This is a genomic window from Actinoallomurus sp. CA-150999 (genome assembly GCF_050942425.1).
GTDB lineage: Bacteria > Actinomycetota > Actinomycetes > Streptosporangiales > Streptosporangiaceae > Actinoallomurus.
The window spans coordinates 9,403,789-9,419,021 of record NZ_CP192063.1 but is presented as its reverse complement, the minus strand read 5'-3'; the positions used below and the strand labels follow the sequence as shown (position 1 = coordinate 9,419,021).

The following is a 15,233-nucleotide window of genomic DNA, read 5'->3' as shown; positions in this document are numbered from 1 at the left end:
ATCTCTTTCGTATGTCCGTGTCACGGGAGGACGTTCGTCAGGCGTCGCGCCTCCGCGACTAGGCGGCTGGAACCGCCGCGTTCGGCGACGGCCTTGAGCGCGGGAATCCCCTCCCGCGGCCGTACGACGCCGGCGACCTCCACGCCGAGGGCGAGCAGGTCGGCGAGGCGCTGCGGGCGGCCCTCGAGGGCGGGCGGGAGCGCGGCCGCGATCACCTCCCAGGTCTGCGCCCAGACTCCCGACCGGGCCAGGTCGGTGAGCGCGGGCACGACCCGGTTGAGCGACAGCACACCGTCACGGGCCATCGTCCCCAGTTCCCCGCCGAGCGCCGACCAGTCCGGCCCTTCGCCGCGCGTGCCGTCCGGCCCTTCCACGAGCGCGTCCGCCCCGCCCGGAGAAGCGGCCTCATGCCGCTCTCGCGCGGCGAGGATGAGGAGGGCGTCGACCGCGCAGGCCCGGTCCGCCCGGTCGTGGGCGCCGAGGCCGTAGGCGAGCGCGAGCGTCATCCCCACCCCGATCGGGCCGTCGGCCTCGGCGAGCATCGGCAGCAGCGGACCGGCCCCACGGCCGCTCCGGGTATGGACGGCGAAGTGCAAGGCCAGGTGCGAGGCGCTGATGTCGCGATGCGCCGGGATCATGGCGGGCCAGCACGACATCCAGTACGTCGTGTAGTAGCGGGCCGGCCGGAACTCCGACGCGGAGAGCGTGGTCAAGACGGCCGCCGACGACCCGACCGGGGCACGGGACGTCATGGTCACCAGGTCCCGGACGTACTCCTCATCGCCCCAGTGACGGGCATTGAACTCGTGACGGTGGCGGGTGACCTCGGGGAAGGGCAGCCCGCCGTCCGCGAGCCGGTCCGCGAGGCACGTGGCCGCGGCCGTGCCGATCCGACGCGCGCGGACCGCGATGGCGTCATCGACCTGGCGAGGCAGCCGGAGCAGGGCCTGTTCGAGGTCCAGCGGCCATGGCTCCAGGCCTTCGGCGGCGAGGCGCTCCAGTCGGCCGAGCAGCTCGGCGGGATCGATCAGGCCGGAGGCCGTGGTCGGAGGGGACACCAGTATCGGCCGGGGGTCGTACGCGAGTCCGATCGCGATCTCGTGCAGCCGCAGCGTCAGCACCCGCTCCGGTCCCGGCCACAGCCGCCTGGCCACGGCTTTCCGCCACCGCTGCTCCCATTTCTGCCACTGCCGCTCCCAGGCGCCGATGTGCGGGGCGGGCGGGGTCACCGCCGCGCCGATGGCCGACGACAGTTCGTGGGATTCGTCCGGGTACCAATGGCCGTCCGGAGGAGAGGCGAGGCCTGGGCTCATGCGGTACCGCTTCATGACCGGATCGAGTGCGTCGCGCAGCGCGGCGCGGTCGGTCCAGGCGAACGCCACCAACGCGGCGAGCACGCGTTCGAGGGCGACCGGGTCGACGACGTTCTCCTGGCCGGCCCACAGCGCCGCGAACTCCTCGGCCAGTTCGCTGGGAGAGCCGATCGGTGCCGGTGGCGGCGATGGTGACCAGGCGGGCGGGCCGGAGACGGGGGCGGTCGGCTCGGACGGGTCCCCGCCGAAGGCCTCGGTGGCGCGCTTCCTGAAATCGGCGGGGAGCACGGCGGCCCCCTCGGCGAGTTCGGCGTACATGTCGGGGGAGGCGTGCTCGATCGTCAGGCTCAAAGCCCGCTCCTGCAGGTCCGCCGCCTCCTGTCCGAAGGCCGTCGCGAGCACGCGGACGACCTCGCTCGAGTCGCCGCGCCGGGCGACCGCGTCCAGGCGTTTGAGCTGGGCGCGGACGAGTTTCTTCTCGCTGCGCAGCAGCACGGATCGGCTCGCGTCGAGCAGGGTGTCGAGCTCGAGCCGCCTGGCGTCGTCGAGCCGGAACAGCGCGTCCTGCGCCATGCCGGCCACCGTGGACGGGCCGTCCGGGAGCAGGGCGGCGTAGTCGCGGGCGCGGGCCGCGAGTTCGTCGAGGGTCGGTGCGATCGCCTCGTGCACGGCCAGGAAGCCACGAAGGGCACCGGCGCGCCCGCCGCGCTGCAACGCGCCGAGGCACGCGTCGAGCAGCGCGTCCCGGCCGACCAGGCCCTCGGCGGTGAGCGCCGCGAGGGCGGCAGGCCAGCCATTGTCGCCGGACTGGCCGAACCACCCGCCGACCTGCTCGACCTCGAACGCTCGAAGGACCACCGCCGCCCAGCGCGGATCTCGGCGGACCCGCTCGATCGCGGCCGACCCGTTGAACGCGTGCTCCTCCACCAGACCGAGCACGAAGCCGTCCGTCAGCGGCGGGTCGATTCCGGTGCGCTCGGTGAGGCCGGCGACCAGCCGCCACAGGTCATCCGCGCTCCATTCCCGCACGCGCAGTCGCTCGGCGAGCCGGTGGATCAGGCCCGGCAGCCAGGCGGCGTCGCGTTCGATCAGTATGTCGAGCACCGCGCTGACGACGTCGTACGCCGTGGGCCGGTTCTGCCATACGACGACCTCCTGCGGCGTGGCGGCCGACGTCGGGAGCGGCTGCGGCGTGACGTGCTCTCTGAGCTCGCCACGGGCCAGCCAGGGGGCGAGCGCGGTGGCCCCGGACAGGCAGGCCGCGCCGGCGATGGTCACCGCGGTGGCCCTGTTCGACCACCGGTACCCCCAGTCGCGGCGCAGCCGCCGCTCGTACTCCTTCAGCGGCGTGACCAGCGCCCGTCGCTCCTCGTCCGACAGCCCGCGCGCCAGCTCGGCGACGGCGCGGATGTCGCTCGCCTCGAACAGGGGCTCCAGGTCGTTCCAGCCGGTCATCTGTCAGCCCTCCGGGCGATCTCGGCGGCGAGGACGTGCTTGCACTTGCCGCGGCTGCCGCGGTACTCGGTCCACCACGGGCAGGTGCAGGTCGCGGCGCCGTTGTCGAAGCGCACGCGCTGTTCGCCGACGACGGTCAGGTCGCCGTCCGGGCGTACGTGGCCCGCGGCGATCAGCGCACGCGCGTTCGCCAGGCGTGGGTTCATCGCCTCGGCGAGTCCGGCGTCGTACGGCAGCTCGCGGTGGAAGTAGGCCGCCTCCGCGAGGTCGAATCCCACCCGGCCCGAAGTGCCGAGCCGGGTGAGCGCGTGGCGTACGCGATCGGCGGGCAGGCCCGACCGGTCGGCGAGCAGATCGACCTCCACCCGTGGCTCGAAGGCGAGCAGCGCGCCGACCAGGTCGGCGTCGGACTCATCGTGGGTGAGCCCGTCGAGCACCGCGCCCTCGCCGGAGAAGCCGCGGCGGACCTCGGGGGAGAGCACCAGGACGAGCCGCATTCCGGGCAGGTCGAGTTCCCACGCGCTTGCGCACGGCAGGTCGCCGGGCCGCACCGCCGGACCGTACGCGCGCAGCGCGCGGGCGTGCGGCAGCAGCGGAGCCAGCGCCTCGAGGCGCTGCGGTCCGGGGAGGCAGACCGCGCCCGCGGCGGCTCGCGAGGTCAGCCGGAGCGACCGGCCCGCCGGCACCGCCCACTGTGCGCCGCTCGCCCGCGAGCCCTTCGGGAGGGACCGCAGGAAGCGCGCGGCCTCGGTCGCCGGCAGTTCGACGCGGGGCTCGAAGCCCGCGGTGATCACCTGGACCTCGGCGAAGCCCCGCAGCCAGCGCTGTGGAAGCGGGACCTTCTTCTCCACGACGGCGCCGTCGAAGGTGGTCACCGTGAGCTCGTCCGGTCCGACCGCGAGGTGCAGCGGGTCCCGGCCGATCCGGGTGAGCGACTGGCGGAGCGGCTCGCCCACGTCGACGTTCGTGGTGCCACGATCGTGCATTTCGCCGTCGAGTGCGTCGGACAGCAGGTCGAGTCGGGCGTACACGCCGCAGCAGGCGGAGAACGACTCGAAGCGCAGGCGGTCGCCGTTGGACGTCACGACCGGGTCGCGTACGCGCTCCTGTATCGGCATGAAGTACCGGGTCCGGGCCACCTTGGCGACCGCGAGCAGGCCGGCGGCGGCCGGAGCCGGGTCGGTCAGGAAGCCGGAGAAGAAGCGGGGATGGGCCACCGGGCCGGCCAGCGCGGTGCCGCCGGAGGTCTCCAGGCCGAGCCGCCCGTCGGTCAGCGAGGAGCGGTGGAGGTAGGCGTAAGACTGCGTCGCATCCGACATGACCGGCGACGCTACAAGCCGGTGCCGTCAAAAAATCCGAAGTGTCCGATACGTCCCGGCTGGAACCTCAGATCTCGCTCAAACGTCTTGGGCCCCGTCCCCGGGCGGGTGGATCCTCGACCAAATCTCGCGAGACAGGCCCTTCTTCCCCCGCGAAAGCGCGCAATGAAAATGGAGTGATCCATGGCGAACGCGTCACCCCCATCCGGGTCCGCGCCGGTCGGTGACATCCGGCGGCGACTCGGGACGTTCTCGCTCCTCATGGTCGGGCTCAGCTCGATCATCGGATCCGGCTGGCTGTTCGGATCCTGGAAGGCCGCGAAGGTCGCCGGGCCGGCGGCCCTCTTCGCCTGGATCATCGGCGCCGGCATCATGATCCTCATCGGGCTCTCGTACATGGAGCTCGGTTCACTGTTCCCCAAGTCCGGGGGCATGGTCCGGTACGCGCAGTACTCCCACGGCTCGCTCGTCGGCTACATGGGCGGCTGGTCGAACTGGATCGCGATCGTCTCGGTCATCCCCATCGAGGCCGAAGCCTCGATCCAGTACATGAGCTCGTGGAAGTGGCACTGGGCGAAGGGCCTGTACGACGGGAAGGAACTCCACCCGATGGGGCTGGCGCTCGCCGCCGTCCTCGTCGTCGTCTACTTCCTGCTCAACTACTGGACCGTGAAGTTGTACGCGATGGCGAACAACTTCATCATGATCGTCAAGTTCGCCGTCCCCGCGCTCACGGTCATCGGGCTGATCGCCTCCGGCTTCCACGGCTCCAACTTCACCCACCACGGCGGCTTCGCCCCGTACGGCTGGGCGGCGGTGCTCAGCGCGATCGCGACCTCCGGCGTGGTGTTCGCCTACAACGGCTTCCAGAGCCCGATCAACCTCGCCGGTGAGGCGCGCAACCCCGGCCGCTCGGTGCCGATCGCGCTGATCGGCGCCCTGGTCATCGCGGCGTTCGTGTACGTGGGCCTGCAGACGGCGTTCCTCGGCGCGGTCCCCGGCCACCTGCTCGGCCACGGCTGGTCCGGCATCGACTTCAACTCGCCGTTCGCCGACCTGGCGATGGCGTGGAACCTCAACTGGCTGGCCGTCACCCTGTACGCCGACGCGTTCGTCTCCCCGTCCGGCACGGGCATGACGTACACCGCCTCCACCGCCCGGATGATCCAGGGCATGAAGGAGAACGGCTACTTCCCCAAGATCCTCGGCCGGGTCCACCCGAAGTACGGCATCCCGCAGCCGGCGATGTGGTTCAACCTGGCCGTCTCCTTCGTCTTCCTGTTCACGTTCCGAGGCTGGGGCTCGCTCGCCGAGGTCATCTCGGTCGCGACCGTCATCTCGTACGTGACCGGGCCGGTGTCGGCGATGGTGCTGCGCCGGACCTGTCCGGACCTGAAGCGGCCCGCCCCGGCACCGGCGCTGAAGATCGTTGCTCCGGCGGGATTCATGTTCGCCTCCCTGCTCCTCTTCTGGTCGAAGTGGCCGCTGACCGGTGAGGTGATCGGGATCATGGCCCTCGGCCTGCCGATCTACCTGTTCTACGGCTGGCGGCAGCGGTTCGTCGGCTGGGCCCCGCACCTGAAGGCCGGCATCTGGCTCGTCGTCTACCTGGCCTGGATGGTGCTGCTGTCCGCGCTGGGCAGCGCGAAGTTCGGCGGCCACGACGTGATCCCGTACGGCGTGGACATGGGGGTCGTCGCCGTCACGTCGCTGGCCTTCTACGCCTGGGGCGTCCGCAGCGGCTGGGCCGGACCGTCACGCGAGGTCGCGGGCGAGGCGGCGGCCGCACAGCGCGACCTGGCCCCGGTGGGCTGACCGAAACTCCGGTCCAGGCTCTCCCGTCCCCCCCGTCCCCTCGGCGGGAGAGCCCGGCCCGGTTCACCGTGCGGACCGGGCCGGTTCACCATGCGGGCCCGGTACGGTGAGCGATTAAATGATCCCGATACGTGGCGTCGGTGGCGTCGGACAGGAAGGAGCGGTGATGCGGCTGCTCGTCGTGGAGGATGACGTGCGCGTCGCCGCCGCACTGTGCTCGGTGCTCCGGCGGCACGGCTTCGAGGTCGAGCCCGCGCGGACGGCGGGGGAGGCCCTCGAGCGCCTCGAGAGCGATCCGGACGTCATCCTGCTGGACCTCGGCCTGCCCGACCGCGACGGGTTCGAGCTGTGCGGTCGCATCCGCGCCGTCCGCGACGTCCCCATCATCATGGTCACCGCGCGGGGTGACGTGCGCTCCCGGATCCACGGCCTGCACCTCGGCGCGGACGACTACGTCGTCAAGCCGTACGACGTCGGCGAGCTGATCGCGCGGATCCACGTCGTCAGCCGCCGCACCGCGCGCCACGACGGCGCCCGTCCCGCCGAGCCGCCCGCCGACGCGCTCATCGCCGGGCGCATCAACCTGGACCGGCTCCGCCGGGTCGTCAGCGTCGACGGGGTGCCCGCGAACCTGACCCGCAAGGAGTTCGACCTGCTCGCGGTCCTCGCCCGCCGGCCCGGCGTCGTCTGCCCCCGCGAGCAGCTGATCAGCGAGGTGTGGCGGACCAACTGGCAGGGCAACCAACGGACGCTGGAGGTCCACATCGCCTCGCTGCGCGCCAAGCTGAGGGTGCCCGGCGTGATCCAGACCGTCCGGGGAGTGGGCTACCGCGTCACTCCCGACGGCGGCCCGTCGGCGGGGGACTCACCGGCCACGGGCCCGTCCGCCGGTGCTCCCCAGGTGACGGACCCGTCCGCTGGGAGTCCGCAGACGAACGGGCCTTCGGCCGAGGGCCCACGCTCGGCGAAGCCGTCGGTCGGGGACTCGCGGCAGCCTTCGGCCGAGGGGTCGCGTCCGACGAAACCGTCGACCGGTGGCGCGCGGCGGCCGTCGGCCGGGGGTCCGCACTCGAGACCGCCGCTACTCTGATCCGACCGTGCGCGCCCGCCTGATTCTCGTCCTCAACACTCTCGTCATCTGCAGCCTGCTGGCGCTCGGCGTCCCGCTGGCGACGAGCATCGTCCGACAACACCAGGAGGCGCTGTTCCAGGACCGCCTCGACGACACGACGCGATTCGCGGCGATCGCCGTGGGCGCGCCCATCGGCGCGTCCTCCTCGGACGTCGGCTCCGAGCTCACGCGCTACCGACAGCTGTACGGCGTGCCGGCGGCGGTGGTCGACCGGCAGCGCTCGATCTGGGTCAGCACGCCCGGCTATCCCGGCAATGACACGCCCGACATCGAGGCCGGCCTACGGCAGGCGTTCGCGGGCCGGCACAGCACCGAATTCCGCACGATCTGGCCCTGGGACGACCGTCCCCTCGTCGTGACCGCGCCGGTGACGCGGTACGGCGACGTCATCGGCGCCGTGGTGACGGTGTCGTCCACCGAACGCATGCGCTCCGCCGTCACCGGCGACTGGTCGGTGCTCGCCGCCGCCGAGGCGGTCGCCGTACTGCTGTTCCTGGCACTCGCCCACCTGCTGGCCACCTGGGTCCTGCGGCCCGTGCGCGCGCTCGACGCGACGACCCACACGATCGCGACCGGCCGGCTCGACGTGCGCGCGCCGGCCGCCACCGGGCCTCCGGAGCTGCGTCGTCTCACGACGTCGTTCAACGAGATGGTGCAGCAGGTGGAGGCCACGATGGAACGCCAGCGCGCCTTCGTCGCCGACGCCTCCCACCAACTGCGCAATCCGCTGTCCGCCGTCATGCTGCGGCTGGAGGGGCTGGCCCTGTCCCTGCCCCCGGGGTCGGAAGAGGAGCTCCAGGAGCTCCGGCACGAGGCCCAGCGCCTCACCCGTGTCCTCGACGACCTGCTGGAACTCGCCCTCACCGAGGAGGGCACCGCCGAGGTGGAGACCATCGACCTGGCCGTGCTCGTCGACGAACGCGTCACCGCCTGGCAGGTCGTCGCCGACCAGCGCGCCATCGAGGTGCGCCGGAACTGGGAGGGGCCGGTGCTGGGCGCCGCCGACCCCACCGGCGTCGGCAGCGCCTTCGACGCGGTGATCGACAACGCGCTGAAGTTCTCCCCCGAGGGGTCGGCCGTCACCGTCGAGGTCGCCGAGGTCGGTGACGACGTCGAGATCCGCGTCATCGACGAAGGCTCCGGCCTGCCGCCCGAGGAACTCGCCCGCATCGGCGACCGCTTCTGGCGCAGCCCCGGCCACCAGAACATCGACGGCTCCGGCCTCGGGCTCTCCGTCGCCCGTACGCTCCTCGAGGCGAGCGGCGGCCGGCTGGAGGTGGCCGCCGCCGAGGGGGCGGGCCTGCGGGTGACCATGGCGGTGTCCGTCGTCAGAGCTTGACGGACCGGTAGTACCGCGCCGCTCCCGGATGCAGCGGCACGGGATCGGTCTGGACGGCGCTGCGTACGTCCAGCAGCTCGGCCGAGGGAACGGCCGCCGCGATGGCGTTCCGGTCGTGGATCAGGATCTCGGTCAGGCGGTAGGCGAGCCGGTCGTCGAAAGAGGACGGGGTCATCAGGTAGTTGGCCAGGGCGAGGGTCTGGCACTCGTCGACGTTCACGTAGGTGCTGCCGGGGATCGTGGCCGCCCGGTAGTACGGGCCGTAGCGTCGGCGGATCTCGGGCGCGAGCCCGCCCAGCGGGATGAAGCGGAGCGGTACGCGCCCGGCCAGCTCGGTGATCCCGGCCGTGGGCAGACCCCCGGACCAGAAGAACGCGTCGATCAGGCCCGTGCGCAGCGCGGCGGCCGCGTACTCCAGGTTCATCTGGACCCGCCGCACCTGCCGTGCCACCTTAGGCCCGGCGGCGGTCAGCACCCGCCGGGCCACGATCTCCACGCCCGACCTTGTCCCGCCGACCGAGACGACCCGGCCGCGCAGGTCGTCGATCGACCAGTAGCCCGACCTTCCCAGGACCACGAGGTGGATGTAGTCGTCGTACAGGCTGGCCAGCGCCCGGAGCGGCACGCCGGACCCGGACGCCGTGGCGCCGGCGGCGTCCGCCGCCACGAACGCCAGCCGGTCGCGGCCGTCCTGCAGCCGCTGCAGGTTGTCGACGGACCCGGTGGTGACGTCCACCGAGACACGGACTCCGGGGAGCTCACGGTCGATCAGCCCGGCGAGCCGCCGGCCGTACAGGTAGTAGACCCCGTCCGAGACGCCGGTCGCGATCGGCAGCGGCCCTGTCCGGTAGTCGCCCGAGCCCCCGGTCAGCGTGCAGCCACCGGCCGCTCCGAGCCCGGCGGTGCCCAGGGCGGCCAGCCCGAGACCGGCCCGGAGCGCCGTCCTCCGGTCCGGCATGCTCGCCCGGCTCGGGTAGCCGGGCGGTCGCGCAGGGTGGGCCATAAGGCATGATCTCACTCGTCGGAGTGATGTCGGTGCACGTTGCGTCATCGTGATCGAGCGAGACATACCGGACGCAAAATCGTGAAATCGCGGCACTCGCGTCCGGCAGATGAGCCTGGCAAGCTTGATCGTGTGGGTATACCAGGGAACACGGATCGTGAGAACTTCCGGTCGTGTTGGCCGGACTCCGCTGCGCCTCGTCCCCCGGTGCTCGCGGTGACGGCAAGAGCCGATCGGACGCGTGGGTTCGTGGCGGCGATCGGCGGGCGGCCCTGACCGGCCCCCGGCCTCCCGTCCCCGGGTCGGGAGGCCCGGGAGATCGGCGGCCGTCCGGTCAGCAGGGACCTCTGGGGGAGACCAGGGTCAAGGCGGGGTGGCAGCGCGTCGCGCCCGGAGCCTGGGGCGGGCACCGGACGATCGGCGCCGCCGTACGGGCCGCCGCCGACGGCGCGGTGGTCTCCGTGCCGCCCGGCGTCTACAACGAGGCGCTCATCGTCGACCGTGACGTCACGATCGTCGCGGCCAGGGGCGCGGGGACCGTGCGCGTCGTCTCGCCGAACGGGCCGGCGCTCAGCCTGCACGGCTGCTCGGCCACCGTGCGCGACCTGACGTTCGAGGCGCCCGCGTCGGCGGATGTGGCCGTGCTGGTCCGCTCCGGCGTTCCGGTGATCGAACGTTGCGAGATCAGCGGTGGCGGCATCACCTTCACCGACGCCGCGTTCACGCTGCGCGGCTGCACCGTGCGCGACGCGGGTGACTCGGGTGTGCGCGTGACGGGCACGAGCACGGGCATCGTCGCGGACTGCACCATACGGTCCGTGGCCGGCGCGGGCGTACGCCTCGAAGGCGTCGCCCAGCTCGAGTGCGTCCGTACGGTCGTCGACGGGGCGCGCGGCCCCGGCCTGCAGCTGACCGGCGGCGCCCACGGGCTGTTCACGGACTGCGAGGTCAGCGGGTCGGGCAAGGCCGCGCTGGCCATCGGAGCGGCGGCGTACGCCTACCTCCGGGGGTGCAAGCTGCACGACTCCGGCGCGCAGGGGGTGCGCCTGGAGGACTCGGCGGGAGCGGCGGAGCTGGCGGCCGGTGCCGCCCTCCGGGACGACGAGGCCGAAGGCGCCTCGGCCGGCCTGGACGACCGCCGTGTGCGGCTCGAGGGGTGCGAGATCGCCCGTACCAAGGCCGAGGGCGTCCTCGTCCGCGGCGAGGCCGTCGCCCGACTGAAGGACTGTCAGGTCCGCGAGACCGACGCGGTGGCGATCATGGCGACCGGGTCGTGCCGGCTGGAGTTGGAGGACGTGCGCGCGGTCGACGTCACGGGGACGGCGCTGGTCGTCACCGGTGCGGCGGTCGTACGCGCCCGCCGGTCGGTCTTCGCGCGCTCGGCGGCCAACGGGGTCCACTGCAAGGGCGACGCGGTCGTGTCCCTGCGCGAGTGCGAGATCGCCCGGACGGCGTTCACGGCGGTCCACCTCGGCGGCGGCGCGCGGGCCACGTTGCAGGACTGCCACATCCGCGAGTCGCCGGAGCACGGTGTCCGGGTCGACGAACGCGCCGACCTGTTCGCCGAGCGGACCCGGATCGAGCGGGCCCGGATGACCGGGGTGTCGGTGGAGGGCGCCGACGCGGTGTTGCGCGAGTGCCGGATCAGCGACGTCGAGATGGGGGCGCAGATCACCACGCGGCACCGGCCGCTGCTCGACGCCTGCGACTTCTCCGACGTGGTGCGAACCGGGGTCGAGGTCGGGCCCGACACCGGTGTGCTGATCCGCGGGGGTCGCGTGTCGGGGACCGGCTCGGCCGGGTTCTTCCTCGACGAGGGCAGCGAGGCGTGGATCGAGGACGTCGAGATCTGCGACACCGAGGGCAGCGCTCTGGTGATCTGGACGGGAGCGCGCCCGCGCGTCCGGTCGGTGACCATCGCGCGGTGCGGGAAGAACGGCGTGTACATGAACGAGGGCGCCGCCGGCGTGCTCGAGGACTGCGACATCTCCGAGACGGGCTTTCCCGCGCTGTACGTCGGGGCGCACGCCACGCCCACCGTGCGCCGCTGCCTGGTCCACGACACGAAGGAGGACCTCACCGTCGCGGAGGGCGCCGAGCCGGTCTTCCAGGACTGCCGTACCGGCAACGTGGCCACCAGCGCGATGCCGCTCGCCGAGAGCAGCCAGCGCGCCGTGCTCCGCCCCGGCGCCGCGAACGCCACCGTACGCGGCGCCCTCGCGAACGAGGAGGGCAAGGAGGACCTGGCCGACCTCCTCGCCGAGCTCGAACGCCTGGTCGGCCTCGGCCGCGTCAAGCAGGAGGTCGCCTCTCTGGCCAAGCTGATGCAGATGGTCAAGCGCCGCGAGGAGGTGGGGCTGTCGCCGCCGCCGCTGTCCCGACACCTGGTGTTCGCCGGCAACCCGGGCACCGGCAAGACCACCGTCGCCCGCCTCTACGGGCGGATCCTCGCGGCCCTGGGGCTGCTGTCCAGCGGCCACCTGGTCGAGACCGACCGCGGCGACCTGGTGGGCGAGTACGTCGGGCACACCGCGCCGAAGACGCAGGCCGTGTTCAAGCGGGCGTTCGGCGGCGTGCTGTTCGTCGACGAGGCGTACGCCCTGGCGCCGTACGGGCAGAGCAACGACTTCGGCCAGGAGGCCATCGCCACGCTGGTCAAGCTGATGGAGGACCACCGCGACGAGGTCGTCGTGATCGCCGCCGGCTATCCCGGGGACATGGACCGGTTCATCGACTCCAACCCGGGGCTCGCGTCGCGGTTCACCCGCACGCTGACCTTCGAGGACTACTCCTCCGAGGAGCTCGTCCGGATCGTGCAGCACCAGGCCCGGCAACACGACTACCACCTGCCGGACGAGACCCTCGGCCGCCTGCTGGACTACTTCGAGCGGTACCCGCGCGGAGCGAGGTTCGGCAACGGTCGCGCGGCCCGGCAGGTGTTCCAGCGGGTGACCGAGCAGCAGGCGCAACGGGTGGCGGAGCTGCCCGCGCCGACGAAGGAGGACCTGACGATCGTACGGCCGGAGGATCTTCCGGAGGGGCCGCTCTAGAGTCCGCGCGGAGCGAGGTTCGGCAACGGTCGCGCGGGCTCTCAGATGGTCTTGGGATGGCCCGGCGGTTAACGCCGGTTTCTGGGATGATCTCAGCGTGGTGGTTCGTGAGGGAGCAGAGGTGGAGTCAGCGCTGCGGTCGTCCGGCTTCGATCCGACGATGCCGAACGAAGCCCGGATGCTCGACTACATGCTCGGCGGGAAGGACAATTTCGCCGCCGACCGCGCCGCCGCCGACCGGGCCCTCGCCCTGGCCCCCGAACTGCCGATGATGGCGCGCGAGTCGCGCAAGTTCCTCAACCGGGCGGTGCGCTTTCTCGTGGCGGCCGGAATCCGGCAGTTCGTCGACATCGGCTGCGGGCTGCCGACCCAGGGGCCCGTGCACGAGGTCGCGCAGGCCGCGGCCCCGGACGCGCGGGTCGTCTACGTCGACAACGACCCGCTCGTCGTCAACCACGCCCAGGCGCTCCTGACGTACACCGCCCGGACCGCCGCCATCCGCGCGGACCTGCGCGAACCCGAGGAGCTGCTCGCCCATCCGCGGCTGACGGAGCTGATCGACCTGCGGCAGCCGGTCGGGATCGTGCTGGTCGGCGTACTGGGCGTGATCCCGGAGGACGACGTCGTGCGGAGCGTCGTCGACCGACTGCGCCAGGCGGTCGTCTCCGGGAGCCATCTGGTCATGACGCAGGTCATCTCCGACGTGCGCCCCGAGGTCACCGAGGAGCTGGCCGCGCTCTACCAGGACGAGCAGATCGTCAGCGGGTCGCGCCGGCGCAACGTCCGCACCCGGGCGGAGGCCGAGCTCGCCTTCGAGGGGCTCCACCTCGTCGAGCCCGGTATCGTCCATGTACCGGCCTGGCGCCCGGACCCCGGCGAACCCTCCGTCGATCCCCGGGAGGTCTGGGCGATCGCGGGCGTGGGGCGCAAGCCCTGACGGGCACCGCAGCGGAAAACCCCAACCCCGAGCGTTTACCTTCTGCGCCTCCCGCGCGGACGATCCCGCCCCGGCAGGAACGCTCCAACCCGGGGTGGTCGAACGACGCCGACCGGAACGGTGTAGGCGTAGAGGTGAGCTTTGGAAGGACGAGTCGATGATGACCCCCAATGAGTCCGAAGGCACGGCCGAGGGCATGACGGCCTTCGCGGACCTGCCGCTGCGGCCGGAGTTGCTGAACGCCCTGTCCGGTCTGGGCTATGAGGAGCCCACGCCGATCCAGCGGGAGGCGATCCCGCCGTTGATCGAGGGCGGCGACCTCGTCGGGCAGGCGGCGACGGGGACGGGCAAGACCGCGGCGTTCGCGCTGCCGATCCTGCAGCGGATGGCGGAGGACCGGGGCGCCGGGCCGTTCGCCCTCGTGCTCGTGCCGACCCGTGAGCTGGCCGTCCAGGTCTCCCAGGCGTTCCACCGGTACGGCCGGGAGCTGGGGGCGCGCGCCCTGCCGATCTACGGTGGCCAGCCGATCGGCTGGCAGATCAAGTCGATCGAGCGCGGAGTCGACGTCGTGGTCGCCACGCCGGGACGGGCCCTCGACCACATCAGGCGCGGCACGCTCCGGCTGGACACCGTACGCGTCGTCGTCCTCGACGAGGCCGACGAGATGCTCGACATGGGCTTCGCCGAGGACATCGAGGCGATCCTGCAGGAGACCCCCGAGGAACGCCAGACCGTGCTGTTCTCGGCGACGCTGCCTCCGCGCATCGAGGGCCTCACCGGACGCTACCTGCGCGAACCCGTCCGCATCCAGATGGGCCGCGAGGCGGCCGCGCCGGGCGAGACGCCGAAGGTGCGGCAGGAGGCGTACATCGTCGGCCGCGCCCACAAGCCGGCGGCGCTCGGGCGGCTGCTCGATGTGGAGGCGCCCACGGCCGCGATCGTGTTCTGCCGGACCCGTGAGGAGGTCGACACGCTCACCGAGAACCTCAACGGCTCCGGCTACCGCGCGGAGGCCCTGCACGGCGGGATGAGCCAGGAGCACCGGGACCGGGTCATGGGGCGGCTGCGGGGCGGCACCGCCGAACTGCTCATCGCCACCGACGTCGCCGCGCGAGGGCTCGACATCGAGCAGCTCACCCACGTCGTCAACTACAACGTCCCCTCCGCGCCCGAGACGTACGTGCACCGCATCGGCCGCGTCGGGCGTGCGGGCCGCGAGGGCGTCGCGATCACTCTCGCGGAGCCGCGCGAGCACCGCATGCTCAAGGCGATCGAGCGTCAGACCAAGCAGCGGATCGCCGTCCGGAAGGTCCCGACCGTCGCCGACCTGCGGGCCCGGCGTCTCGAGCTGACCCGCGCGGCCCTGCAGGAGAGCCTTATGGAGGACGACCTGCAGCAGTTCCTCGCCGTGGTCGAGCCGCTCGCCGAGGAGTTCGACGTCATGGAGGTGGCGCTCGCGGCGGTCAAACTCGCCTACGACTCGAGCGGGGCGACGGTCGACGAGGAGGAGATCCCGGAGGTCGCCCCCCAGCCGTCCCGCGACGGGCGTGACGGCCGCGACCGCCGGGACGGCGGCCGCCGCGAACGACGAGGCCGCGGACCCGCCGAGGGCATGACGCGGCTGTTCGTCGGCGCCGGCCGCAGCGCCGGCATCCGGCCGCAGGACCTGGTCGGCGCCATCGCCGGCGAGTCCCGCCTGTCCGGGCGCGACATCGGCACGATCGAGATCGCGGACCGCTTCTCCCTCGTCGAGATCCCCGACGGCGCCGCCGAGGACGTGATCAAGGCCCTGCGCAAGACCACCATCAAGGGCCGCAAGCCCACCGTCCGCCGCGAACGCGACGCCACCAACCGCCGCTCCCGCTGACGC

General features: G+C 72.5%; 9 protein-coding genes. 6 read left to right on the top strand and 3 right to left on the bottom strand.

The window, feature by feature from the left end; all coding sequences use genetic code 11:
* Positions 1 to 20 precede the first annotated feature (20 nt).
* Together ACQP2O_RS43230 and ACQP2O_RS43225 are read right to left on the bottom strand one after the other, a co-directional pair.
* On the bottom strand, positions 21 to 2,768 hold the full coding sequence (locus tag ACQP2O_RS43230; protein WP_433175030.1) for a DUF6493 family protein: 2,748 nt from the start codon (positions 2,766 to 2,768) through the stop codon (positions 21 to 23).
* Entirely contained in the window at positions 2,765 to 4,087 is a 1,323-nt protein-coding gene (locus ACQP2O_RS43225) for an SWIM zinc finger family protein (RefSeq protein WP_433175029.1), read from the bottom strand. Before ACQP2O_RS43225 ends, ACQP2O_RS43230 begins: the two co-directional genes overlap by 4 nt.
* Before the next feature lie 183 nt (positions 4,088 to 4,270).
* On the opposite strand from ACQP2O_RS43225, the gene ACQP2O_RS43220 reads away from it, so the two are divergent.
* The 3 genes from ACQP2O_RS43220 to ACQP2O_RS43210 all read left to right on the top strand — a co-directional run bounded on the left by ACQP2O_RS43220 (position 4,271) and on the right by ACQP2O_RS43210 (position 8,373).
* On the top strand, positions 4,271 to 5,902 hold the full coding sequence (locus ACQP2O_RS43220; RefSeq protein ID WP_433175028.1) for an APC family permease: 1,632 nt from the start codon (positions 4,271 to 4,273) through the stop codon (positions 5,900 to 5,902).
* Positions 5,903 to 6,068: 166 nt separating this feature from the next.
* A complete protein-coding gene (locus ACQP2O_RS43215) occupies positions 6,069 to 6,992 on the top strand; it encodes a response regulator (protein ID WP_433175026.1) in 924 nt (307 codons plus the stop codon).
* Between the two features lie 7 nt (positions 6,993 to 6,999).
* Positions 7,000 to 8,373 carry a sensor histidine kinase gene (locus tag ACQP2O_RS43210; protein WP_433175025.1) on the top strand — a complete coding sequence of 458 codons (1,374 nt, stop codon included), beginning with the start codon at positions 7,000 to 7,002 and terminating at the stop codon, positions 8,371 to 8,373.
* On the opposite strand, the gene ACQP2O_RS43205 is transcribed toward ACQP2O_RS43210, so the two are convergent.
* Positions 8,363 to 9,331: a TAXI family TRAP transporter solute-binding subunit gene (locus tag ACQP2O_RS43205; protein WP_433175024.1), complete on the bottom strand. Its 969-nt coding sequence runs from the start codon at positions 9,329 to 9,331 to the stop codon at positions 8,363 to 8,365. The two genes, ACQP2O_RS43210 and ACQP2O_RS43205, sit on opposite strands and share 11 nt — an antisense overlap.
* Before the next feature lie 218 nt (positions 9,332 to 9,549).
* On the opposite strand from ACQP2O_RS43205, the gene ACQP2O_RS43200 reads away from it, so the two are divergent.
* The 3 genes from ACQP2O_RS43200 to ACQP2O_RS43190 all read left to right on the top strand — a co-directional run bounded on the left by ACQP2O_RS43200 (position 9,550) and on the right by ACQP2O_RS43190 (position 15,230).
* A complete protein-coding gene (locus ACQP2O_RS43200; protein ID WP_433175023.1) occupies positions 9,550 to 12,426 on the top strand; it encodes a right-handed parallel beta-helix repeat-containing protein in 2,877 nt (958 codons plus the stop codon).
* A gap of 121 nt (positions 12,427 to 12,547) precedes the next feature.
* On the top strand, positions 12,548 to 13,363 hold the full coding sequence (locus ACQP2O_RS43195) for an SAM-dependent methyltransferase (RefSeq protein WP_433175022.1): 816 nt from the start codon (positions 12,548 to 12,550) through the stop codon (positions 13,361 to 13,363).
* A 157-nt stretch (positions 13,364 to 13,520) separates the two neighbouring features.
* Entirely contained in the window at positions 13,521 to 15,230 is a 1,710-nt protein-coding gene (locus ACQP2O_RS43190) for a DEAD/DEAH box helicase (RefSeq protein WP_433175021.1), read from the top strand.
* The last annotated feature ends 3 nt before the right edge of the window (positions 15,231 to 15,233 follow it).

Coding starts and splice junctions, on each gene's coding strand:
- ACQP2O_RS43230 (WP_433175030.1), bottom strand. CDS start 2,768: ATGACCGGCTGGAACGACCTGGAGCCCCTGTTCGAGGCGAGCGACATC.
- ACQP2O_RS43225 (WP_433175029.1), bottom strand. CDS start 4,087: ATGTCGGATGCGACGCAGTCTTACGCCTACCTCCACCGCTCCTCGCTG.
- ACQP2O_RS43220 (WP_433175028.1), top strand. CDS start 4,271: ATGGCGAACGCGTCACCCCCATCCGGGTCCGCGCCGGTCGGTGACATC.
- ACQP2O_RS43215 (WP_433175026.1), top strand. CDS start 6,069: ATGCGGCTGCTCGTCGTGGAGGATGACGTGCGCGTCGCCGCCGCACTG.
- ACQP2O_RS43205 (WP_433175024.1), bottom strand. CDS start 9,331: ATGCCGGACCGGAGGACGGCGCTCCGGGCCGGTCTCGGGCTGGCCGCC.
- ACQP2O_RS43190 (WP_433175021.1), top strand. CDS start 13,521: ATGATGACCCCCAATGAGTCCGAAGGCACGGCCGAGGGCATGACGGCC.